The sequence below is a fragment of the Lactobacillus sp. OTU4228 genome (assembly GCF_001006945.1).
In the GTDB taxonomy this organism is placed as follows: domain Bacteria; phylum Bacillota; class Bacilli; order Lactobacillales; family Lactobacillaceae; genus Lactobacillus; species Lactobacillus amylovorus.
Map to the genome: position 1 here is coordinate 91495 of NZ_CDLD01000012.1, position 23173 is coordinate 114667.

The window sequence follows — 23173 nt, forward strand, 5'->3', positions numbered from 1 at the left end:
TGTGACGATTAGGTTCGGGTAAAATAATAGCAGGGGGGAAAGAAATGAAAAGGTATCATCATAAATATACTTTGCCAGCAATTATAACTTTACTGTTATTAGCGATTGCATTTCTTTTAATTGGCTTTTTTAATTTTAAAAGACAAACCACTCTTCCGCCGAATTCTAACTCGAGTGCAATTGGGATTCAGCTTAACCAAGATGTTGACTATGTGGATTTGCATAAATTGCAGGCGAACGGTATTTCCTTCGTTTATTTAAAATCAACGCAAGGCAGATCATACTTTGATGAAAATTATCTATCCTATCGTGATCAGATTTTGGGAACCAAGCTTGCTTTTGGCAGTATGATTCTATATAGTAATGAATCGACGCCCTTGCAGCATTACCGCTACTTTTTTGAAAAAGTGGGCGATAACACGGGCAGCCTGCCAATCCTGCTTGAGCCGGCCGTAACTAGCCGCAGCAAGCGTTATTTAGAGTCGATGAGCCAGTTTGCCAGCATGCTTGAGCAGCGCAAAAAAGAGGTAATTGTTGACGTGGACTATAAGTATCATAAATACTTCACGCCACAAACAAAATTTATGTCAGTCGATGGAAAAACGCCGGATAAATTGAAGTATTCATTTTGGCGTTATACAACTAACGGACGCGTCAAGAACGTCAATGGTCTAGAAAAAGGCGTTACAATGTATGCGTATAACGGAACCGTTGGTCAATATAGACAGAAATATGGACAATTAACACAATAATGTATCAAGAAGAAACAAAACAAGTATTAATTAAGCAACATAAAGAAAAGCCGACTTTGATTCAAAAAGAAACTTATGATGCCATTAGAAATGGTGCTTCTTTAGTCGGTTTAGCTAAAACTGGAACGGGTAAGACTTTGGCCTATGCACTGCCTAGTTTGGAAAGAGCGCAAAAAGGCAACGCCAACAGTGTAGTCATTATCGCGCCAACAACTGAACTGGCCGTCCAGATTCGCCATGCCATCAATCCATTTGTGCACGCGTTAGGCTTAAAGGGTGCAAGTCTAGTTGGTGCCGGCAACCGTAAGCGCCAAGAAGACAACTTGAAGAAAAAACATCCAGAAGTAATTGTGGCGACGCCAGGAAGATTTTTTGATTTCTTTTCTAGTGGCCGAATTAAGCTTGGTCAGATTAAGACTTTAATTATTGACGAAGCTGATGATATCTTGGAATTTACCAAACTAGAATTATTGTCTTCATTAGGACAAAACTTGGGTCCCGACAGCCAAGTATTATTGTTTGGAGCTACTGATTCTGAAATCACTAGGGATGCAGAAGAAATCTTTAACCGTCATTTTCTTTTAGTCGATGTCAGAAATGAACAAAAATCTACAACCAAGCATTATTTCTTGCAAGTTGATAACCAACACAAGATTGAATTTTTACAAAGAATGACCAAGCTTGATCAATTCAAGGGGATTTTGTTCTTTGATTCAAACAAGACAATGATGCGTTTTGCCGGAATCTTTGGTCATACTAAGACTCGATTTGAACTATTATCAAACGAATTTGGTAAGCAAAAGCGTGAGCAAGCTTTGCAAGATTTAGCTACAGGTAAAACTAAATTGCTTTTGGCAACAGATTTGGCTGCACGTGGTTTGGATATTCCTGATCTTACGTATGTGATCAATTATGAAATTCCAAGTGAAACCAATACTTATTTGCACCGTGCCGGTCGTACTGGCCGTATGAATGCGGAAGGTTATGTCGTTACTTTAGGTGATGATCACGACTTCAGAGATTTAAAGAAGCTATTGGCAGATCAAATAAAATTGGAAAGAGTCTACTTTGCAGGCTACCATTTGACGACTACTAAGCCGAAGGATAAAAAGCAAAAAGACGAAGAAAAAGAAAAAGCAGCTAATGCTAACAAGGTAGTTAAGAATAAGAAAAAGAAGGGCAAAAAGAAGCGTAATAAGAATAAGGGGTATCACCCACATTATTTGAAGGTGAATAAATGAGTCGGTTAGTAAAGTGGCTAGAAGATTACGTGTTGCCGGTAGCTAACAGATTAGGCCAGGTAAGATGGTTAGTGGCATTGAGGGATGCCTTTATTTCTCTGATGCCAATTACAATTGCTGGCTCGCTGGCAGTCTTAATCAAAAGTTTAATCACGGCAGCTAAGGTTCATTTAGGCTGGAATACTTTTGCCTTTGCGATGCAGCCACTAGTTTCAATTAGCGATTTAGTTTGGCGTGGTACCTTTTCACTGTATGCCTGCTTCTTTGCACTCGCATTAGGTTATCAACTAGCTAAAAACTTTGAAGGCAATCGGCTGGCTGCGGCAATTGTTTCACTGTCATCTTTTTCATTGAGCATTGCCAACTATGCCAAGGTTAGATTTCATGGTGAAAGCGTCGTAATTAAAAGCGCCTTTGATATCAGTCAATTTTCAACGACAGGTTTGTTTACGGCGATCTTGTTTGGCTCACTGGGGTTTGCTATCTATTATGCCTGCTACAAGGCAAGGTTTATGTTGCATTTGTCCACCAATTTGCCTCATGCGGAACAGGCTGCCTTTGATTCGTTGATTCCAGCGATGGTGTCTATTTTTAGTATCGGTGGAATTAATTATCTGTTCCAAGTGGCAACGGGCAACTATTTTGGCGATTGGCTATTAACTACCATCCAAATGCCATTAGTAAAATGGGGTCAAGGCTTCGGTACCGTATTATTAGTTACCTTGATGGTTCAAGTCTTTTGGTTCTTTGGTATCAATGGCTTGGGTGTGTTATCACCAATTCTTGATTCTATTTGGCTGACAGCTCAAAACGGCAACATCACGGCTGCGACTAGTGGAAAAGTGCCACCTTACGTTTGGGTAAGAGGCTCGTTTGACGTATTTGCCTGGTTTGGTGGTGCCGGTGGTACCCTGATGTTGATTGTCGCCATTTTGGTATTTTCAAAGCGAAGCGATTATCGTACGATTGCTAAAATTACGTTAGCACCAGGTATCTTTAACATTGGTGAGCCGATCTTGCTGGGACTGCCCGTAGTGCTTAATCCGGTTTACTTAATTCCATTTTTGCTGACGCCGGTTGTAAACGTTGCTTTTTCATACTGGGTTAGTGTCATGGGCTTGGTCAATCCGGTACAAGTGGCGGTGCCAAGCATCATGCCGCCGATTATTGGACCGTTTTTGGCATGTAACTATGACTGGCGTGCAATCGTTTTGAGTATTATTGATATGTTAATTGCGTTTGCTATTTGGAGTCCATTCGTAATTGCGGCTGATAAGATCGCAGATACCAACAATCCTAAGACTTTCTTTACTACACAATTTTAATTTAAGAAAAAAGATTAACTATTTACCTAATTTCTGGTAAAGTTAATCTTGTGTTTTGGCCCCGTAGTTCATCTGGATAGAACAATGGTCTCCTAAACCGTAGAGGTGAGTTCGAATCTCACCGGGGTCATCGAAAAAAGCCATCTGATTTTTTCAGATGGCTTTTAATTTAGCCCATTGGATTGAGCATGATAAAAGTAATTAGTCCCCAAACAAGGAATACGCAAATTAATGCAGTGTAAAGCAGTCTTCTTCTTGTTCTAGGTAGCTTGGATTTATCTAAGCCGAAGACTAAACAGAAACAACCGATGATGATTACAAGTGCGGTTGTAATTAAAACTAATAAACCATTATTCATAAATATACCCGTCTTTCTTTAGTGACATATTCATTAAAGCATATTGTATAAATGGAGTGCAAGATAGTCCTAAATCAGTTATAGTAAGATTAGGTTTTCGGAGGATTTTTTTATGCAAAAAATTAAAGTAATGACTGTTTTTGGCACGCGTCCAGAAGCAATTAAGATGGCACCACTTGTTTTGAAATTAAAAAAAGACGACCGCTTTGAAGAAGTGACCGTTGTTAGTGCACAGCACCGTGAAATGCTTGATCAAGTGCTTGATATTTTTAATATTAAACCTGATTATGACTTCAATATCATGCATAAGAATCAGACTTTGGAAGAAATTACTTCTAAGGTAATGATTGATTTATCTAAAGTGATTAAAGAGGAAAAGCCAGATATTGTTTTGGTTCACGGCGACACGACTACAAGTTTTGCGGCAGCTCTTGCGACATTTTACCAACAAACGACTTTGGGTCACGTGGAAGCAGGGCTGAGAACTTGGAATAAGTATTCGCCATATCCTGAAGAAATGAACCGTCAAATGACTGACGATTTAACTGACTTGTATTTTGCGCCAACCGAATTGTCCAAGAGTAATTTGCTTAAGGAAAATCATAAGGCTGACAATATTTTCGTAACTGGTAACACTGCAATTGATGCTTTGGAACAAACCGTGCAAAAAGATTACCACCACGCAGTAATGGATGATATTACTCCTGGCAATAAAGTAATCTTGGTTACTATGCACCGTCGTGAAAACCAAGGTGAGCCAATGCGTCGCGTCTTCAAAGTGATGCGTCAAGTAATCGATTCACATCCTGATGTGGAAATTATTTATCCAGTGCACTTGTCGCCAAGAGTGCAACAAGTAGCTAACGAAGTTTTAGGCGGCGATCCTCGCATTCACTTGATTGAACCGCTTGACGTTGTTGACTTCCATAACTTGGCTAAACGCAGTTACTTTATCATGACTGATTCAGGCGGCGTACAAGAAGAAGCGCCTAGTCTTGGTAAGCCAGTGCTTGTATTGCGTGACACAACTGAACGTCCAGAAGGTGTGAAGGCTGGTACTTTGAAGCTGGTTGGGACTGAAGTAGATAAAGTAAGAGAAAGTATGCTTAAACTTCTTGAAAATAAAGAAGCATATGACAAGATGGCTAACGCCAAGAACCCATACGGTGATGGTTATGCTAGTGATCGCATCATGGATGACATTTACTACTACTTCCATAAAGACGAAGTAGCTAAGCCAGCAGATTTTGAATAGAAAAAAGAAGCAGTTTTTACTGCTTCTTTTTTGCTTTTTGTTCTTGAATGCGCCTTTTTGCACGTTCAATCATGGTATGTTCTTGTTTTTGAAAGACAGATCTAGTAGTTAGATAATTGAAAATTCCGACTAAAACTTGGTCAATAATTTTAACCAAGAGGGCATTTAAGTGAAGCCAGGACAAACCAACCAACATGATTAAGGTATCGGGAATTAAACTGATTACTCTGTAAGTAAAGAAAACAATTAGCTTGTGCCACGTACTGTGTTCATGATCTACGTTGTTAATAAAAACGGCTTTTTGGTTAAAGTAAAACGAAGCCAAGTTGGAAATGATGAACGCAATGGTGTTGGAAATCACCATTACGTTGTGCCACCAAGAGTGTAGAACCATGAAGACTACGGTATTGATCAGCGCAGCTACAAAGCCAAAAATCGTGTAGACCCATAAATTACGGTGCCTTTTGATTAGCTTTTGTCCTAATTTGCGAATCTGAGCTTGATCACCAATAGTAACTTCTTTTTTATTTTTAGTCATTTAATTTATCGGCCATTTCTTTTGCAGCTTGATCGATTAAATCGATCGCATCATCGTCAGGTGCGTTTTCGATGGTAACAGGTTTGGTGATTTCTGTGGCATGACAAGCCTTGAATGCCTTTTCGAAGTCGAATACATTCTCACAGAAGTGTTCGCCATAAGTCTTGTCACCTGATCCCATCACTGCAAAGTACTTATCGGTAAGATCAAGCTTCTTTAATTCGTCATAAAAGTCTGCAATTTCGTCGGTCATTACACCTTCACCGTAAGTGTAAGTTATGAAAATGCAAAGATCGCTATCTAAATAATCGCTTGCATCGGTGAAACCTACATCGCTTGTTTCAACATCAACGCCATAATCTTGTAGATCTTCCTCTAAAATATCTGCCATATCTTCATCATTACCAGTCATACTGGCGTAGACAATTCTTGCTTTCATGATTTTTCATACCTTTCACTGCGTTATACGACACCTTATTATACATGAAACTAGGCGTTTTTAGCTAAACTTTTAAAAATCTTCATTAAAACGTTATAATAGGAGAGAATATATTTTTTAAAGGAGAAATTATTTTGATTACAATTAAATCAATTCGTGAACTTAAAGGCATGCAAGCTTCAGGCCACCTTCTTGCCACAATGTTTGAAGGCTTGCGCGATGTTATCAAGCCAGGCATCTCAACCTGGGAAATCGAAGAATTCTGCCAAGACTTCGTTAAGAGCCGTGGCGGCCGTCTTTCAGAACAAGGTTTTGAAGGCTACAAATACGGTACTTGTATTTCAGTTAATGATGAAATTGCTCACCAAACTCCTAGAAAAGACCGCATTTTAAAGGAAGGCGACATTGTTAAGGTGGATGTTACCTGCAACTTGAACGGTTATGAATCAGACTCATGTACTACTTACCCAGTAGGTAAAATTTCAGACGCTGATAAGAAGTTAATTGAAGTAACTAAGAAGGCTATGTATCTTGGTATCGATCAAGCCGTTTTAGGTAACAGAATTGGTGATATTGGTGCCGCAATTCAACACTGGGTTGAAGACGAAAACCATTACGGTGACGTTCGTGAATTAATCGGTCACGGTATTCAACCATCAATCCACGAAGATCCAGAAGTACCACACTGGGGTAAGGCTGGTCACGGTATCCGTCTTCGTGAAGGTATGACTATCACCTGTGAACCAATGGTTGAAGCAGGTGGCGATTGGCACATTGACCAAAGAACTGTTGATGATCCTAACGATGACTGGGTTTACTACGCAACTCCAGATGGTTCAAACGCAGCTCAATTTGAACACACCTTTGCCATTACCAAAGATGGCCCTAAGATTTTGACTTTACAACGTCCTTACGATGGTTTAGAAAAGTACATTCCTCACTTTGACGAAATGGACGATTAGGTTTTTGAATGAAAAATAAGAATCGACTCGATTCCAAGCTGGGCCAATTTTTTCTTACTTTACGTACCATTCTGTCTCAAGGTGAAATTCTCGATAGTTCGATCGTCATCGCCTACTATATTTTGTTTTCGATTTTTCCCATCATCATTATTATTGGGAACATTTTGCCGTTGTTTCACATTGATACGGCACCGATTGCTAATTATTTGGACTTTGTGTTTCCAGATCAGATATCAAAGTACATTATGCCGATTATTAATTCGCTGCTAAAAACGACTTCGACCGGATATATGTCTTTTGGTATTGTGTTGGCCGTTTGGTCGTTTTCCAGTTTGGTTAACGCGATTCGGTTAGGCGAAAATAGATTATATGGCGTCCGACAAATTGAACTTAAACTTTCCATAGTTAATTTCCTTTGGACTAGAATGATTACAATCGCATTTACGACGCTAATGATCATACTTTTTACAGGCGCTACTTTAGCATTAGTCTTTGGTCAGCAGCTATTGCATTTTTTGAGTCCAATTTTTCAATTGCCTGTAGAAGAAATCGACAAGATTTTTAGTTATCGTTATCCAGTTGTGCTTTTAATGATGATCTTGGCTGTTTACTATCTCAACTATGTATTGCCAAATATTAAGCTGAAGAAAAGAGTAATTTGGCCAGGGGTAATTGTAACTGTGATTGGCTGGCTAGCACTGTCGTTTTTATTTAGCTTTTATTTGCATCACTTCCCGATTACCTGGGAAAATTACGGCATCATTGGTACTTTTATTATCTTTATGCTGTGGCTAAATATAGCGGCAATCTTATTCCTGCTTGGCGTAGGCGTAAATGCGACAATCGTGCACAATCGCGAAGGAGAGTTAGAATATTCTGCTGGTAGGGTAGCAAGTTATATTCAAGATAGAAGAAAACAAAAGTAGCTGAAGATTAATAAATTTGCTATGATTATTTCATAAGATAGAAAAAAGAAAGTGTATTTGCATCAATGAAAGTAAGAAAAGCTGTTATTCCTGCAGCCGGCTTAGGTACTCGATTCTTGCCTGCTACTAAGGCTTTACCTAAGGAAATGCTGCCAATCGTTGATAAACCAACTATTCAATTTATCGTTGAAGAAGCTAAGAAGTCTGGTATCGAAGATATTTTGATCGTTATCGGCAAAAACAAGCGCCCAATTGAAGATCACTTTGATTCTAACCCAGAACTTGAACAAGACTTAGCTGAAAAGGGCAAGAACGAACTTTTGAAATTAACTCAAGGCATTACTAATCTTGGCGTTAATTTATACTACACTAGACAACCACATCCAGCTGGCTTAGGTGACGCTATTTACCGTGCTCGCAGTTTCGTAGGGGATGAACCATTTGTCGTTATGTTAGGTGACGACTTGATGGACGATGAAACGCCACTTACTAAGCAATTGATTGATCGCTACAACAAGACTCATGCATCAACCATTGCCGTTATGCCAGTACCACATAAGGAGGTTTCAAAATACGGTGTAATTGAACCAGAAAACGAAATTATGCCAGGTTTGATCAACGTTAAGTCATTCGTTGAAAAGCCAGACATTGATAAGGCACCTAGTGATTACGCAATTATTGGTCGCTACCTCCTTACACCAGAAATTTTTGGTATTTTAGCTCATCAAAAACCTGGTCGTGGCGGCGAAATTCAATTGACTGATGCCATTGATACGATGAACAAGACGCAAAGAGTTTTTGCTCATGTATTTAAGGGTGAACGTCACGATGTTGGTAACAAGGAAGGCTACCTTGAAACTTCAATTGAATATGGTTTGAAGCACCCTGAAATTAAGGAACAACTTCGTGCTTATATTCAACGCTTAGGCAAGCAATTTGAAGCTGAAGATAAAGCCAAAAAGTAAATGATCTTTAAAGATTCTGACAGACTACACGAAAGCGTAGTCTTTTTTATGTATTCTTAATAATTTTTTGTTATGATCATATTTATCGAATTTTACATGATGGAGAGAATAAATAAGTGAAGGATATATATATTGTTGCAGCCAAAAGAACACCTTTTGGCAAGTATCGTGGCTTTTTTAAGGATACTTCCGCAATTGAGTTGGGAGTAATGGCATTAAAGGGGACTTTGAAAGCGGGAAATATTAATCCGCAAGATGTTCAAGCTCTTTTTATGGGTAATGTTTTAGGTACAGGTCTTGGTGAAAATATGGCCCGTCAAGTTGCTCTTAATTCAGGGATGAAGCAAGAGTCAGCTGCAGTGACAATCAATGAAGTTTGTGGTTCAAGTTTAAAGGCTGTTCGTTTGGCCCAAGGTCAAATGGAAATGGGCGACTTGGATTTGGTAGCTGTTGGTGGTAGTGAAAACATGACACGCGCACCATACTTTGTTAAAAAAGAATACAAGGCTGATCCAGCAGATCACTTAACCAGTACGATGATCAACGATGCCTTAATGGATGCTTTTTCTGGCAAACACATGGGAATTACAGCTGAAAACGTTGCTGAGAGATATCATGTTTCGCGCAAAGAAATGGACGAATTCAGTTTACGTTCACACCAACTTGCAACAAAAGCAACTAAATCTGGCTTTTTCAAAAATGAAATTTTAAAGGTTGAACTTAACGGTCAAACCTTGGATCATGATGAATCAATTCGTCCTGATACTAGTCTTGAAGCCTTAAGCAACTTAAAGCCCGTCTTTAAGGAAGATGGTCAAGTAACAGCCGGCAATTCATCCCCATTGAATGATGGTGCCAGCATGTTAGTACTTGCTACTAAAGAAAAGATGGAAGAATTGCATTTAACTCCAATTGCTAAGTTAGGTGCATTTGCGGAAGCCGGTTTTGATCCGGCTTACATGGGCTATACTCCTTACTATGCCGTTAAGAAGTTGTTAGCTAAGACTGGCCGCAAAATTGATGATTACGACATCATCGAATTAAACGAAGCTTTTGCTGCTCAAGGCCTTGCAGTGGCAAGAGACTTGCACATTCCAATGGATAAATTGAATATTATGGGCGGCGCGATTGCATTAGGTCACCCATTAGGTGCAACAGGTACGCGTTTAGTAGCTTCCGCAATTAGTGGATTAAAGAATAGAAATGGCAAGAGAGCTTTGGTTACCTTGTGTATCGGTGGTGGCCAAGCGGTTGCTTATGAAATCGAGAATGCCTAATGAAGTTTTATCAATTACAGCCTGAGCAAAGAAGAAAACTTTTACAAGACGAAGGCCTTGAATTAGAAGATATTGATGACCAGGTATTAAAACGTTTGGATGAATTGAGCGAAAACGTGATTGGTCAACTGCGTTTGCCATTAGGTGTAGTTCAAAACTTGATTATTGATGGACAAAAATACATGGTGCCAATGGCAACCGAGGAACCATCTGTAGTCGCTGCTGCAAATCACGGTGCCAGTATTTTTGTCAAAAACGGCGGCGTAAGTACTGTCAGCCATAGGGATGGGATCTATGGTCAAATTGTTTTAAAGGTTGATGAACAATTTTCTTTGGCAGACTTGAAAGATGAATTTTCTAATTTAGTTGATTTGGCTAATCAAAAATTTGCCAGCTTGGTTGGTCATGGTGGTGGTACTCGCTCTATTTCGGCTAGACAACAAGGTAATTTAGTTTATCTTAAAGTTTTGGTAGATCCAGCCGAAGCTATGGGAGCTAATAAGACTAATTCAATTCTTGAATTTTTGAGTGCAAAATTAGGACAGTTGGATCATGTTGAAGAAAAACTTTTCGCCATTTTGTCTAACTATCCGAGTCAATTGACCAAGGCTGAAGTAAAAATTGATCCAGCGACTATCGGTGGCGAAAAAGTGGCTGAACGGATTGTTTTGCTTAGTCAAATTGGCTATGAAGATCCGTATCGTGCGGTAACCAATAACAAGGGGATCATGAATGGCGTCGACGCTGTTTTAATAGCGACCGGCAATGACTACCGAGCAATTGAAAATGCTACTGCCGTTTTAGCAAATCAAGACGGACAATATCGCAGTTTGTCAAAATGGACAATGAAGGATGACAAGTTGGTGGGTGAATTAACCTTACCGATGGCAATTGGTGTTGTGGGTGGTTCAATCAAGGCTCGCCGCGATGTCCAACAAAGCTTTGCCATTTTAGGTAAAGATATCACCAGCAAAGTTTTGGGTGAAATTATCACCAGTATTGGGTTAGCCAATAATTTGGCTGCTTTGTTAGCTATTTCAACAGTGGGCATTCAAGCAGGTCATATGAAATTGCAGGCTCGCAACGTAGTAGCTGAGCTGAAAGCGACTAAAGAAGAGAAAAAGACAGTTTTAAATAGGATGATTCAAGAAAAGAATTATTCAGAAAGTCATGCAAAGGATATTTTGGAGAAATTAAGAGAGGAAAAATAATGCAAGTAGGTATTGATAAGATTGGATTTTTTACGCCAAATAAGTATGTCGATATGGTTGATTTGGCACATGCAAGAAACCAAGATCCTAACAAATTCTTGATTGGAATTGGTCAAAATGAAATGAGTGTTGCTGACCAAACTCAAGATGCAGTTTCAATGGGGATCAACGCCACCATGCGTTATATTAACCGCATCGACAAGGATAAGGTTGGTCTGTTGGTCTTTGGTACAGAAAGTAGCGTTGACCAATCTAAGTCTGCTTCTTTATTTGTCAAAACCGCTTTGAAGTTAAAACCAGAAGTTAGAACTTTTGAAGTTAAGGAAGCTTGCTTTGGTTTAACTGCCACCTTGATGATTGCGCGTGACTTTGTTAGAGTTCATCCTCATCAAACCGCTATAGTAATCGGTAGTGATATTGCGCGTTATGGTGTAGGTACTCCGGGTGAAGTTACGCAAGGTGCCGGCAGTATCAGTATGTTGATCAAGGCTGATCCAAGCATTGTTGCTTTAAACGATGGTCACAGTGCTTACAGCGAAGATATCAATGACTTCTGGCGACCAAACTTCTCACGTGTAGCGATGGTTGAAGGAAAATATTCAACTCAAGTTTACTTGGACTTCTTTACTAAGACTTTCAATGCCTACAAAAAGCAAAAGAATCTTAAGACTAGTGATTTTGATGCGATTACTTATCACATGCCATTTACTAAGATGGCGCTTAAGGCAAACAGAATTGCGGTAGAAGGTCAAGATGAAGAGACGACTAAGAAACTAGAAAATAGTTTTGAAGCTGCCAAGCAATTATCACGCCGCGTTGGTAATGTTTATACTGCATCATTATATTTGAGTTTGCTTAGTCTGCTTGAAAATGCCAACTTGGCCGCAGGTTCATTAGTTGGGCTATTTTCATATGGCTCAGGTGCGATGGGTGAATTCTACAGTGGCAACTTGGTCACAGACTATGAAAATGAAATTGATCAGGCCAAGGATATGGCACTACTCGACCGTCGTAAGAAGTTGACTATTCCTGAATATGAAGATGTCTTCAATGCTGCCTTAGAAGATCCAGAAGATGGTCAGGAATTAGATAGTGATGATGAAAAGGGTACTTGGTATTTCGCAGGTACTAAGGACCATGTACGTCAATACAAAGAAAAGTAGCATAAAGATAGAAAAATAAAACGTTTGGCTTAGCCAAACGTTTTTTATTAGAGCAAGATTGCTTTGCGTTCATCTTCAACTATTTGCAGGCCAAAAAGAGGATATTCTTTTTCGGCTACTACGGCGATAAGAGGGATGCCGCGGCCATGCATTTTGCCCACTAATTTTACTATTTTCTTTTTGGTTAAAGCTTTTTGTCCTGGATAAAGCAGACATTTTTCTCCTGCTAAAGTTAATTTGCCCCAGGGCATAGTTTTACCAGCTATTTTTAAATAAAAACTTGTATTGAGATTAAGATCATCAATTAATTGTAATAAGTCCGTTAAGCGCATTTTTCTCGTATAATTAAAGTAAAAATATTCAATATTCAATATTCTTTTGATAATTATAAAATAAAACAGCTTAATTTATTTAGAAAGTGCACGCATATGAAGAAAAAGCTATTATTAACATCACTTCTAGTAGCAGGTACTGGTTTTGCAATTGCTAGTGACTATTTCTTTAAGATGGCAATGACGCCATTTAATAAAAAGCCGGATTCAAAAAAGTTATCAGGTAAAGATTCACTTTATCGCAATAAAGTTTGGTTTAGAGATTTTCCAAAAGAAAAATGGAGTCTTGAAACTAAAAGTGGCTTGACGCTATTTGCCCAATATTTAAATCATGATTCAGATAAAACGGCTATTTTGCTACATGGTTTTATGAGTGATAGCGATAGCATGGGCGGTTTTGCCAAAATGTTCTATGATTTTGGTTATAATGTGCTTTTGCCTGATGCTCGTGCGCAAGGCAGAAGTGCTGGTAAATATATCGGCTATGGCTGGGTTGAAAAAGAAGATATTCGCAATTGGATTAGGCAAGTGATTGCCAAAAATGGTCAAGATAGCAAGATTATTGTGATGGGCCAAAGTATGGGCGGTGCTACCACAATGATGGTCAGCGGTATGAAATTGCCTAGCCAGGTTAAGGCATTTATCGAAGATTGCGGCTATTCAAGCGTTAAAGAGGAGATCATGTATCAAGCCGGTAATTTGTGCAACTTAAATAAGATTGCTCGTATGCCTTTGGTTGAAGCTATTAGCGGAATCAATAAAGTTAAGAATGGCTTTTTCTTGGGACAGGCTTCATCGGTTGAGCAGTTAAAGAAGAATACCAGACCATTCTTGTTTATTCACGGTGGTAAGGATCATTTTGTGCCGACCGAAATGGTTTATCAAAATTATGCTGCAACTGATGCGCCAAAGGAAATCTGGATTGCGCCTTTAGCAGGACATGCCTTGTCTTATCCAATGTATAAAAAGGAATATCAAAAGACAGTTAAGGCTTTTTTGGATAAATATAAGCTCTAATTATTGCAAGCGGTTACACAACCGGATATAATTAATGGTGTGGAAGAGGTAGAAATAAAGTTAACAAATGTAAAATGAACAATAAGTTTTTATCTCCAGAATTGTATTATTGGAAACTTGAAAGATTCTCTATATGTAGAGGTGTCAGCCATAAATCACTTAATTAAATGCTATTTATTAACTGTCTGTGGCTGTTCGCAGAAAACTCCAATTCATTAAAAAGTTACGTTTTATGTAAAGACCCGAACAAGTGAATGTTAATATTGATTGCGATAGCCAATGTTTTAACACAAATCAAACAACTGAAAATCGTGACTATCAATTGATGAGCTGCCTCATCCACTTGAAATTGCGGCTGCAAAGAGACAGGATTGTCCGGCAGCTGCTTTTTTATGGCACAAAAAAAGCCTAGTCGTTTGACTAGGCTTATTATTGTTATTATTTACGTAAAACTAATTTAGCAATAGCTTCACAACGAGGTGTTTGTGGCAACATATCGACATTTTGGATTAAGCGAACGTCGTATGCTTCGCTAAGTAAAACTAAATCTTGAGCTAAAGTTGAAGGATTACATGAAATGTAGACAAAGGTTTCTGGTTTAACGCGTAAGATTGTCTTGATCAAACTCTTTGCTAAACCAGTTCTTGGTGGGTCCACGATCAAAGCGTCGATTGATACGCCGCTGTTTTGCAATTCAGGCAATACCTTTTCGGTAGCACCTTGAATGTAATCAGCGTTTTTAATGTGGTTCAATTCAACGTTGTGTTGCGCATCCTTAACTGCTTCAGGAATAGTTTCAATACCGATAACTTGCTTAACGCGATCAGCTGCTAAAATGCCGAGTGTACCTACACCACTATAGGCATCGATTAAAGTTTGATCTGGAGTTAAGTCAAGGTATTTTAAGGCTTCTGAATAAAGGTTAACGGTTTGAACAGGGTTGAGTTGGAAGAAAGCACGTGGAGACAAAGCGAATTTCTTGCCCAAAATTTCTTCAACGATTTGGTTTTTGCCCAATAACTTTTCAGTCTTGTTGCCCCAAACTTGTGGGTTTTGCCATTCAGTTTCGTTTTGATAAACGCTGACTACATGATCGAGCTTCATGATTTCTTTTGCAAGTGGGATCAAGTTCTTGAGCTTGTGGTCGATAGTAATTAAGGTAACTTGAATTTCTTTAGTAGCTTCTGATTGACGAACAACCACTGTCTTAATACCTGGCAAATGACGACGATAGTTTGCGACTGGAACGTGCAATTTTTCGATTAATTCCTTAATTTCACGTTCTGTTTTTTGGGTGTCTTCATTTTGGGTTGGCATCTTAGGCAAGTCAATTAGACGGTGAGAATTTGGTGCAAAAAGACCCAACTTGGTTTTGCCATGGACGCTTTCAATTTGATATTGTGCCTTGTTGCGGTAGTGCCATGGATCTGGAGCAGGAATAGTCTTTTTAACCTTGTATTTAGCGTAGCCACGTGGGTGATATTTCTTAAGTGACTCAAGCATATTGTTGCGCTTGAATTCAAGTTGCTTGTCGTAGGACAAATGCGATAGCTCTAAACCGCCGATTTCTGGATCAACGCCTTCAGGGAAGTCCACACGATCAGGGCTTTTTTCTTTAATGCGTACTAATTCGCCTTCAATGTAATGAGGGTAGCTCTTCACGATTTTGGCTACGACTACTTCACCTGGCAAAGCACCAGGGATGAAGATGATCTTCTTTTTGTAATAACCGATGCCTTCACCATTGATGCCTAAGCGTTTAATGGTAATGATGACATCTTTTTCGCGTTGTTTATTCTTGGAAAATTTTCTATTCATTATCCTTATTCTTTCTACTAAAAACTAAATTACATTGCTACTAATTGTACTACCTAAAAAAAGTTCTTAGCAAGCATTACAAAAATTTGCTAGCATGTAATTTAGAATATTGCGAGGTGAAAACAAGTGTTGATAACCAAAGTAAGTGCACAACGGCGCCCAGGACGTTATAATATTTTTTTGGATGGCAAGTATGCTTTTTCTGCTAGTGAAAAGACTATAGCTGAATTTGTTTTACTAAAAGGAAAAGAACTAAATGATGATCAAATTGAACAAGTTCGTCAATTTGATGCAGATGCTAAAGCCAGTGATTTAGCCGCTCATTTTTTGAGTTATGAGCCTCGAACCGTGTTTGAAGTTTTACAGTATTTGAAAAAGCACGAGATTTCCGATGAAGCAGCCAATAGCGCTGTTAGTCAGTTAAATGAATTGGGCTATTTGGATGACCGACAATATGTTAGACTTTTTATCAAAAATGACCTTCGTGTTGGTTCCGATGGTCCTAAGAGCCTGCTCCGCAAATTAACGCAAAAAGGTGTTGATCCCGAAATTAGTCAGGTAGAGCTTGATGAAATAGATGATGAGGATTGGATTGACGTCGGCCAGAGAGTGATTAAGTCAATGGTGCATCAAGTGGGAAAAATCTCACAAAGAGAAATTGAACGCAAGATGAGAAGCAAACTGCTGGCTCATGGTTTTGATGGCGGCATTAGCAGCGAAATCATTTCTTCTTTGGATTTGGCAGATGATGAAGATATGCAAATGGAAGCTTTAAAAAAGCAGGGCATTAAGGCATATAAGAGATTCCGTCGTTTTGATGAAACAGAGCGCAAATTTAAGATCAAAAAGTATTTATTCAGTCATGGCTTTTCATCAGGAGAAATTGATGCTTTCTTAAATGGAGAAGTAATTGATTTAAGTGAATTAGCTGAATATTAGTTGAGGAGAAAAAATGAAGAAAACTATCGATGAAAAAATATTTGTAGGTCGTCCTTTTCCATCTAGCTTGATGAATGCACAAAAGAGTTTCATGGAAGCTAACCAACAAATGGAAAATGATGAAACTTTTCAAAAGTTTTTAGCTGACAACGACTTAGAAAATAAACGTACTGCATTGATCGTCTCAGGAGAAGATAATTTCATGTACTGGTACGGCGTGATCGCTAATGCAGATAGCAAAGTGCCAACTGGCTTGATGAAATTTGACTTGCCTAAAGCTGAAGTTGATGAAGAAGTTCAAGAAAATCAAAACCTTGTTTTCTTCAATTTGCCTTTAACTAGCACTGTTTCTACTTTTGTTAAAAAAGTAATGGACAACGGTGTTAAGGTTTACCAAAACTTAGGTGACAGCGATACACCATACATGGTTTGGGATCTTGATCTGGATACAAAAAGACTGACCCAAGATTTCTACTTAAAGGTCAGTGAATAAATAAAAATTAATGTTGTTGCGGATCGATTGATAAGTTGTCGTATTCGACGTAAGCTCCAAGACAAGTTGAAACGAACATAATCAACAACACGAATCCGATTGAATTGCCTACGATTTGGTCTAGGGTCATAATTGAACGGACTAGATATGTTGATGCAAAGCATAAAATGAAGTCTAGAACAATATTAGCGAACAGCAAGAAGTAGCGTCGTCTAATACTGAAGAAACGCAAAAGTTGTTTTAACAAGCCATCATTGGTTTGAACGGCTAATAAATCAACTGGACGTTGAATTGTTGCCTTAACAGCAAACATGATGATTGAGCCAACTAAAGCTCCGATGATCGTACGGCAGATCTCTGCTGAGTGCAGTACCAATGCATTATAGCCAATACCAATAATTGCTAGACTGCAAATATATGGGATAAGCAATAAAAATGTGAAAACAAGCAAGACGTGGCTTTTTTTCATTGTATCCAACCTCCTTAGTCTTATGTGCTATTTTAACATAATGACACTTGCTGTATGCTATAATATCTTTATTTAGATGACTTTTTAAGAAAGAGAGTATACAAATGAGTAGTGATCCTGGAGCGGATAATTTTTTTGACCGCCTGAAAAATAAACTATCAGGCGATAAAAAAGAAGAAACTAAAGATCATTTAGAAAAAGAAATCGTTAATTTACATGATAGTCATAAAATTGACGACAAAGAATTTTCAATGCTTGAAGGAATCCTTGAATTTCAAGGTAAAACGGCCCGTGAAGTAATGGTGCCAAGAACGGATGCATTCATGGTTGATGCGGAAGTGAGCCTTCAGGATAATTTGGATGAGATTTTACGTGAGCCTTATTCACGTGTCCCAGTTTATAAACGAGATAAAGATAAGATCGTTGGCGTCATTCATATCAGAAGCGTTTTGCGCATGGCTAAGCAAAAAGGCTTTGAAAATCTCGATTATGAAGACGTAATGATCGAACCATTATTTGCACTTGAAACAGCTGAATTAGGAGACTTGCTGATGGAAATGCAGCAGACACAAAGGCAGCTGGCTATTTTGATGGACGAATATGGCGGTGTTACTGGTCTAGCAACAATTGAAGACTTGGTTGAAGAGATCGTCGGTGATATCGATGATGAAGTCGATCATACAGAAGTTTTGTATAATCAAATTGCACCTCATAAATACATTATTTACGGCAAGATGCCACTTGATGAATTTAACGAGCAATTTGGTACGCATCTTGAAATGGAAGATGTCGATACAGTAGCTGGGTACGTTATCAATACTCTAAAGGTAATTCCAGCAAAAGGGGAAAAGTTGACAGTTGATATTGGAGATGGCAAGACGCTTACCACCAGAAGAATGAAGGGCTCGAGATTGTTGACAGTATTGCTGTCAGAAGATGGACTAAAAAAGGAAGAAGATAAAAAGGACTAATGGATAAAGAGTTAGCAGATAAAGTAAATAAAAGAAGAACCTTTGCGATTATTTCACACCCTGACGCAGGTAAAACGACTATTACTGAACAAATGCTGCTTTTTGGTGGGGTAATTCGTAAGGCAGGTACCGTTAAGGCACGTAAGACAGGTAACTACGCAACTAGTGACTGGATGGAAATCGAAAAAAAGCGTGGTATTTCCGTTACTAGTTCAGTTATGCAGTTTGAATATAAGGGCAAGCGGATCAATATTTTGGATACGCCAGGTCACCAAGACTTCTCTGAAGATACTTACCGTACATTGATGGCCGTTGACTCAGCAGTCATGGTAATTGACTCAGCTAAGGGTATCGAACCTCAAACTAAGAAATTGTTTAAGGTTGTTAAAAAACGTGGTATTCCAATTTTTACCTTTATGAACAAGCTTGACCGTGATGGTCGTCCACCACTAGATTTGATTGCTGAACTAGAAGATTTGCTTGGCATCGAAGGTGTGGCAATGAACTGGCCAATTGGTTCAGGTCAAACCTTGAAGGGTCTTTACGATATTGCTAGCAAACGCGTTGAACTTTACCGTAAAGATGGTCAAGATCGTTTCTTACCATTGAACGATGAAGGTACTTTGCCTGATAGTGAACCACTTAGTCAAGATCCACAATTTAAGGATACCCTTGATGAAATCGACTTGATTAAGGAAGCTGGTAACAAGTTTGACCGTGAAAAGATTGCGATGGGTGATCAAACTCCTGTCTTCTTTGGTTCAGCTTTGACCAACTTTGGTGTAGAAACATTCTTGAATAGCTTCGTTGATTTGGCTCCAGCTCCAGAAAGCCATACTGTAAATGGGGATGAAGAATTGAGCCCAGAAGATCCTGAATTTTCAGGCTTTGTCTTCAAGATTCAGGCTAACATGAACCCACACCACCGTGACCGTATTGCCTTTGTTCGTATTGGTAGTGGTGAATTTAAGAAGGGCTTGGATGTAACCTTAGCTAGAACTGATAAGCCAATCCGTTTGAATAATGCAACAGAGTTCATGTCTAGTGAACGTGTGCAAGTTTCAGATGCGGTTGCAGGTGATATCGTTGGTTTGTATGATACTGGTAATTTCCAAATTGGTGACAGTATTTATGCTGGCAAGCGTAAGATTGTTTATCCACCACTTCCAGAATTTACCCCTGAATTGTTCATGCGTGTAACTGCTAAGAACGTGATGAAGCAGAAGTCATTCCATAAGGGGATGAACCAGTTGGTTCAAGAAGGTGCCATTCAGCTTTACCGCAATTACCAAACTGATGAATACATTTTAGGTGCTGTTGGTCAATTGCAATTTGAAGTATTCCAATTCAGAATGAAGAACGAATATAATTCAGAAGTTGAAATGAACAGTATCGGTCACCGTGTGGCTCGTTGGATTGATCCAGATCAACTTGATCCAAGAATGTCTAACAGCCGTAACTTGCTGGTTAAGGACCGCTATGGCAATCCATTATTCTTATTTGAAAATGAATTTGCAGAACGTTTCTTCCACGACAAATATCCAGATGTTAAATTAACTGAAAAGTTATAATAGACGTAAAAAAGGAGAACTACAAACGTAGTTCTCCTTTTGTTATCTTTAAATTCTGTAATTATTTGTCAACGTGAATTTCAATTACGTGACGGCTCTTATCAACAGTTAAAGTGTATGAAGAATCATAATTCTTGAGCAAACGTTTAATAATGAATTCAACTTCATCTTCACGAACGCGGCGATCGTGGTTTTCAAGCGCAATACCGATCGCATTTTTGCTTTCAGTATAAATGACTGAAGTATTGCCTAAAGAATATACCTTAACGTAGTTGGCATCAGTAGTGTTAAGCTGACTTTGAACCAAATCAGAATAGTTATTGGTTACATCGATTAAATGCATGGATTTCACCTGTCTCTCTTAGCTTTTTCTCTTAATTTTAGTATACCGCAAAACAAGATACATATATTTATTTTTACTTATAAAACTTGTATTAATTTTAGTAATTAACAAAAAAGGTTCTAAGATATTAATCTCGGAATCTTTTTGCGTATAACTTGAATGAGTTTTGTTTATTTGTTTGTTAATTATTCTTCGCTAATTACGATCTCGTCATCTTTGACATCAGCCTTTAAGTTCTTGCTGTCAGTGTGGTCGAGCTTGTAGTCAGCAACCTTATCTTCGATTTCTTCTTGAATGGTACGACGAAGTGGACGTGCACCTAAAGCAGGGTTGAAGCCTTCGTCAACTAATTTTTCTTTAGCTGCGTCGGTAACATCAATGTGCAAACCTTGATCCTTAACCATGTTGTTGGTGTTAGCAAGCATCAAGTCAACAATCTTAAGTAAGTCAGGTTTAGTCAATTCGTTGAATTCAATGACGTCATCAAGACGGTTAAGGAATTCAGGCTTGAAGAATTGACTCATGTTGTTTCTAGCTGATTCATTACTTTCGTCTTCATTTTCAGCAGCGAAACCAACGCTAGCATTCTTGATGCCTTGACCTGCGTTAGAAGTCATGATGATGATTGTATCTTTGAATGAAACAGTTCTACCTTGTGAATCAGTCAAACGACCATCATCTAAGATTTGCAAGAAGAGGTTCAAAACGTCTGGGTGAGCTTTTTCAATTTCGTCAAGCAAAATCAAGCTGTATGGGTTGTGACGAACTTGTTCAGTCAATTGACCAGCTTCTTCGTAGCCAACGTAACCAGGAGCTGAACCAATCAACTTAGATACAGAATATTGTTCCATGTATTCAGACATATCGAAACGAATCATGGCATCTTCTGAACCAAACATTTGCTTAGCAAGTTGTTTAGCAAGTTCAGTCTTACCAACACCAGTAGGTCCTACGAATAAGAAGGAACCAATTGGACGACCAGACTTGTTGAAACCGATTCTGTTACGACGAATAGCACGAGCAACTTTGTCAACAGCCTTGTCTTGACCGATAACGTGAGCTTTCAAATCACTAGCCAAATTTTGCAATTGATTTTCTTCTTGCTTTTGAATATCGCCGACAGGGATGCCAGTCTTTTCTTCAACAATCTTGTTCATGATCTTGCTGGTAATAACTGGGGATTTGTCAGGGTCAACTTTTTGATCCTTTACCTTTTTGTATTTATCAATTTGATCACGGTAGTAAGCAGCCTTTTCGTAGTCTTCATTCTTCAAGGCTTCTTCCTTTAATTGTTCAGCTGCATTGATTCTTTCTTGCATCTTATCCTTATCAATATAAGGAATAGTTAAGTTCATTCTTGAACCAGCTTCATCAAGTAAGTCAATGGCCTTGTCAGGCAAGAATCTATCTTGAATGTAGCGAGCAGAAAGCTTAGCGGCAGATTCAATAGCATCGTCTGTGTAGTGAACGTGGTGGTAATCTTCGTAACGCTTTTGAATACCCTTTAAAATACGGGTAGTTTCATCAATTGAAGGTTCCTTAACTTCAACAGGTTGGAATCTTCTTGCTAAAGCTGAATCCTTTTCAATATCGCGGTATTCCTTAATAGTAGTAGCACCTACTAATTGCAGTTCGCCACGAGCTAGGGCAGGCTTAATAATGTTGCCGGCGTCCATACCGCCTTCAGCATTTCCGGCACCAACAATTTCGTGAATTTCATCAATAAATAGGATGATATCGTCATTTTGTTGTAATTCCTTGATCAATTGTTCCATTCTTTGTTCGAATTGACCACGGATACCAGTACCTTGAACAAGTGATACTACATTTAAGGAAATGATACGCTTTTTTTGCAGTTTAGCTGGAACAGAACCGTCAACGATTTCTTGAGCAAGTCCTTCAACTACAGCAGTCTTACCAACACCAGCTTCACCAATTAAAACTGGGTTGTTTTTAGTTCTTCTGTTTAAAATTTCAATGACACGGGCGATTTCTTTATCACGGCCGATTACTGGGTCGATTTTGCCTTTCTTAGCAAGGGCGGTTAAATCTGTACCATATTGATCAAGCAAGCTTCTGCCGCCTTGACCACCGTTTCCGTTGCCACCACCCATTTGCATTCTTGGGTCGTTGTTTCCCATATTATTGTTGTTTGCGGCATTGTTGTTATTTCCGTTTAATGCGTTGAATAAATCATCAAAGTCGCCAAAAAATTCGTTATTATCGTTATTCATATTTTCTAGATTTCCTTGTTGATTTCTTAATTCTTGATAACAGTGTTGACATAAATTAATCTCTCGGCTTTGGCCGTTCACCTTGGTAAAAAGATGAATAGAGGCAGGCCGTTCATGACAATTTTGGCAAAGCAAATATTCTTACCGCCTTTCATTTAAACTGTACCAAAATTATATTATTAGCACTCGCCTTAGTCAAGTGCTAAGCACTAATGAACTTATTTTTTGTAAGAATAGACAAAATATTAATATTTTTGAAAATTTAGTATAAAGAGTAGAATAAAGTGTAAAAAAATTATAAAATTTAAAAAGTGTGGTGATGTTTTTGGATTATCAAAAAATTTTGGACCAATTGGTTTCAGGCAAAATCAAAGAGTATGAGGTCAAACCTGAAGATGCCTTTGAGCTTCAAAAGACTATAAGGAATTATGGCAAGCGACAGTATATTACTGGTAGGGCTAAAAGAGGCGGTTCTATTGTTTATACCGCGACGAATACTGGTAAGTAAATGATGTAAACTGTTACATTGTTGTTGTCTTAACCGTAAAAACATGATAATCTAGTACTCGAATGG

24 protein-coding genes and 1 tRNA gene are annotated in these 23173 nt (G+C 38.6%); 17 read left to right on the forward strand and 8 right to left on the reverse strand.

The window, feature by feature from the left end; all coding sequences use genetic code 11:
- The first annotated feature begins 44 nt into the window (after positions 1 to 44).
- The 4 genes from BN1206_RS02750 to BN1206_RS02765 all read left to right on the forward strand — a co-directional run bounded on the left by BN1206_RS02750 (position 45) and on the right by BN1206_RS02765 (position 3448).
- Positions 45 to 752 (forward strand): GH25 family lysozyme, encoded by a 708-nt coding sequence (locus BN1206_RS02750; protein ID WP_013437422.1) that lies wholly within the window; start codon positions 45 to 47, stop codon positions 750 to 752.
- A complete protein-coding gene (locus BN1206_RS02755; RefSeq protein WP_013641634.1) occupies positions 752 to 1993 on the forward strand; it encodes a DEAD/DEAH box helicase in 1242 nt (413 codons plus the stop codon). The genes BN1206_RS02750 and BN1206_RS02755 overlap by 1 nt, the downstream gene beginning before the upstream one ends.
- Positions 1990 to 3318, forward strand: coding sequence for a PTS sugar transporter subunit IIC (locus BN1206_RS02760; protein ID WP_013641635.1), 1329 nt, complete (start codon positions 1990 to 1992; stop codon positions 3316 to 3318). Before BN1206_RS02755 ends, BN1206_RS02760 begins: the two co-directional genes overlap by 4 nt.
- Positions 3319 to 3375: 57 nt before the next feature.
- Positions 3376 to 3448, forward strand: a tRNA-Arg gene (locus tag BN1206_RS02765).
- A gap of 39 nt (positions 3449 to 3487) precedes the next feature.
- Here BN1206_RS02765 and BN1206_RS02770 read toward each other — a convergent pair.
- Positions 3488 to 3676, reverse strand: coding sequence for a hypothetical protein (locus tag BN1206_RS02770; protein ID WP_013437425.1), 189 nt, complete (start codon positions 3674 to 3676; stop codon positions 3488 to 3490).
- A gap of 112 nt (positions 3677 to 3788) precedes the next feature.
- Between BN1206_RS02770 and wecB the strand changes: the two genes are divergently transcribed.
- Positions 3789 to 4931: a non-hydrolyzing UDP-N-acetylglucosamine 2-epimerase gene (wecB, locus tag BN1206_RS02775; RefSeq protein WP_013437426.1), complete on the forward strand. Its 1143-nt coding sequence runs from the start codon at positions 3789 to 3791 to the stop codon at positions 4929 to 4931.
- Between the two features lie 16 nt (positions 4932 to 4947).
- Here the strand turns inward: wecB and BN1206_RS02780 are convergent, their stop codons facing one another.
- Together BN1206_RS02780 and BN1206_RS02785 are read right to left on the reverse strand one after the other, a co-directional pair.
- The gene (locus BN1206_RS02780) at positions 4948 to 5469 is read right to left on the reverse strand and encodes a GtrA family protein (RefSeq protein ID WP_013437427.1); all 522 of its coding nucleotides are present in this window, start codon (positions 5467 to 5469) and stop codon (positions 4948 to 4950) included.
- A complete protein-coding gene (locus BN1206_RS02785) occupies positions 5462 to 5908 on the reverse strand; it encodes a flavodoxin domain-containing protein (protein ID WP_013437428.1) in 447 nt (148 codons plus the stop codon). The genes BN1206_RS02780 and BN1206_RS02785 overlap by 8 nt, the downstream gene beginning before the upstream one ends.
- Positions 5909 to 6042: 134 nt before the next feature.
- Between BN1206_RS02785 and map the strand changes: the two genes are divergently transcribed.
- From map to BN1206_RS02815, 6 genes are all read left to right on the forward strand, one after another.
- A complete protein-coding gene (gene map / locus BN1206_RS02790) occupies positions 6043 to 6870 on the forward strand; it encodes a type I methionyl aminopeptidase (protein ID WP_013641639.1) in 828 nt (275 codons plus the stop codon).
- Positions 6871 to 6878: 8 nt separating this feature from the next.
- Entirely contained in the window at positions 6879 to 7796 is a 918-nt protein-coding gene (locus tag BN1206_RS02795; RefSeq protein ID WP_013437430.1) for a YihY/virulence factor BrkB family protein, read from the forward strand.
- A gap of 65 nt (positions 7797 to 7861) precedes the next feature.
- Entirely contained in the window at positions 7862 to 8761 is a 900-nt protein-coding gene (galU, locus tag BN1206_RS02800) for a UTP--glucose-1-phosphate uridylyltransferase GalU (RefSeq protein WP_013437431.1), read from the forward strand.
- 116 nt (positions 8762 to 8877) lie between these two features.
- On the forward strand, positions 8878 to 10038 hold the full coding sequence (locus tag BN1206_RS02805; RefSeq protein ID WP_014565664.1) for a thiolase family protein: 1161 nt from the start codon (positions 8878 to 8880) through the stop codon (positions 10036 to 10038).
- The gene (locus BN1206_RS02810; RefSeq protein ID WP_013641641.1) at positions 10038 to 11249 is read left to right on the forward strand and encodes a hydroxymethylglutaryl-CoA reductase, degradative; all 1212 of its coding nucleotides are present in this window, start codon (positions 10038 to 10040) and stop codon (positions 11247 to 11249) included. The genes BN1206_RS02805 and BN1206_RS02810 overlap by 1 nt, the downstream gene beginning before the upstream one ends.
- Positions 11249 to 12412 (forward strand): hydroxymethylglutaryl-CoA synthase, encoded by a 1164-nt coding sequence (locus BN1206_RS02815; protein WP_052542888.1) that lies wholly within the window; start codon positions 11249 to 11251, stop codon positions 12410 to 12412. Before BN1206_RS02810 ends, BN1206_RS02815 begins: the two co-directional genes overlap by 1 nt.
- 47 nt (positions 12413 to 12459) lie before the next feature.
- Here the strand turns inward: BN1206_RS02815 and BN1206_RS02820 are convergent, their stop codons facing one another.
- Complete coding sequence (locus tag BN1206_RS02820; protein WP_013437435.1) at positions 12460 to 12744, reverse strand: hypothetical protein; 285 nt, start codon at positions 12742 to 12744, stop codon at positions 12460 to 12462.
- A 96-nt stretch (positions 12745 to 12840) separates the two neighbouring features.
- Between BN1206_RS02820 and BN1206_RS02825 the strand changes: the two genes are divergently transcribed.
- Positions 12841 to 13761, forward strand: a complete 921-nt coding sequence (locus BN1206_RS02825; RefSeq protein WP_013437436.1) for an alpha/beta hydrolase — start codon at positions 12841 to 12843, stop codon at positions 13759 to 13761.
- Between the two features lie 438 nt (positions 13762 to 14199).
- Here the strand turns inward: BN1206_RS02825 and rlmD are convergent, their stop codons facing one another.
- Complete coding sequence (rlmD, locus tag BN1206_RS02830; protein WP_013437437.1) at positions 14200 to 15579, reverse strand: 23S rRNA (uracil(1939)-C(5))-methyltransferase RlmD; 1380 nt, start codon at positions 15577 to 15579, stop codon at positions 14200 to 14202.
- 126 nt (positions 15580 to 15705) lie between these two features.
- Here rlmD and recX point away from each other — a divergent pair, with 126 nt between their 5' ends.
- Positions 15706 to 16518 (forward strand): recombination regulator RecX, encoded by an 813-nt coding sequence (gene recX, locus BN1206_RS02835; RefSeq protein WP_013437438.1) that lies wholly within the window; start codon positions 15706 to 15708, stop codon positions 16516 to 16518.
- A 13-nt stretch (positions 16519 to 16531) separates the two neighbouring features.
- Positions 16532 to 17011, forward strand: a complete 480-nt coding sequence (locus BN1206_RS02840; RefSeq protein WP_013437439.1) for a hypothetical protein — start codon at positions 16532 to 16534, stop codon at positions 17009 to 17011.
- 7 nt (positions 17012 to 17018) lie between these two features.
- Here BN1206_RS02840 and BN1206_RS02845 read toward each other — a convergent pair whose 3' ends face one another.
- Complete coding sequence (locus tag BN1206_RS02845; RefSeq protein WP_013437440.1) at positions 17019 to 17480, reverse strand: hypothetical protein; 462 nt, start codon at positions 17478 to 17480, stop codon at positions 17019 to 17021.
- A gap of 104 nt (positions 17481 to 17584) precedes the next feature.
- Here BN1206_RS02845 and BN1206_RS02850 point away from each other — a divergent pair, with 104 nt between their 5' ends.
- On the forward strand, positions 17585 to 18451 hold the full coding sequence (locus BN1206_RS02850; RefSeq protein ID WP_013437441.1) for a hemolysin family protein: 867 nt from the start codon (positions 17585 to 17587) through the stop codon (positions 18449 to 18451).
- Positions 18451 to 20022 (forward strand): peptide chain release factor 3, encoded by a 1572-nt coding sequence (locus tag BN1206_RS02855; RefSeq protein WP_013437442.1) that lies wholly within the window; start codon positions 18451 to 18453, stop codon positions 20020 to 20022. The genes BN1206_RS02850 and BN1206_RS02855 overlap by 1 nt, the downstream gene beginning before the upstream one ends.
- Before the next feature lie 61 nt (positions 20023 to 20083).
- On the opposite strand, the gene BN1206_RS02860 is transcribed toward BN1206_RS02855, so the two are convergent.
- Both BN1206_RS02860 and BN1206_RS02865 read right to left on the reverse strand, forming a co-directional pair.
- Positions 20084 to 20365, reverse strand: a complete 282-nt coding sequence (locus BN1206_RS02860) for a DUF1827 family protein (protein ID WP_013641645.1) — start codon at positions 20363 to 20365, stop codon at positions 20084 to 20086.
- Between the two features lie 185 nt (positions 20366 to 20550).
- Positions 20551 to 22734 carry an ATP-dependent Clp protease ATP-binding subunit gene (locus tag BN1206_RS02865; protein ID WP_041808183.1) on the reverse strand — a complete coding sequence of 728 codons (2184 nt, stop codon included), beginning with the start codon at positions 22732 to 22734 and terminating at the stop codon, positions 20551 to 20553.
- A 184-nt stretch (positions 22735 to 22918) separates the two neighbouring features.
- On the opposite strand from BN1206_RS02865, the gene BN1206_RS02870 reads away from it, so the two are divergent.
- Complete coding sequence (locus tag BN1206_RS02870; protein WP_052542889.1) at positions 22919 to 23107, forward strand: hypothetical protein; 189 nt, start codon at positions 22919 to 22921, stop codon at positions 23105 to 23107.
- Positions 23108 to 23173 lie beyond the last annotated feature (66 nt).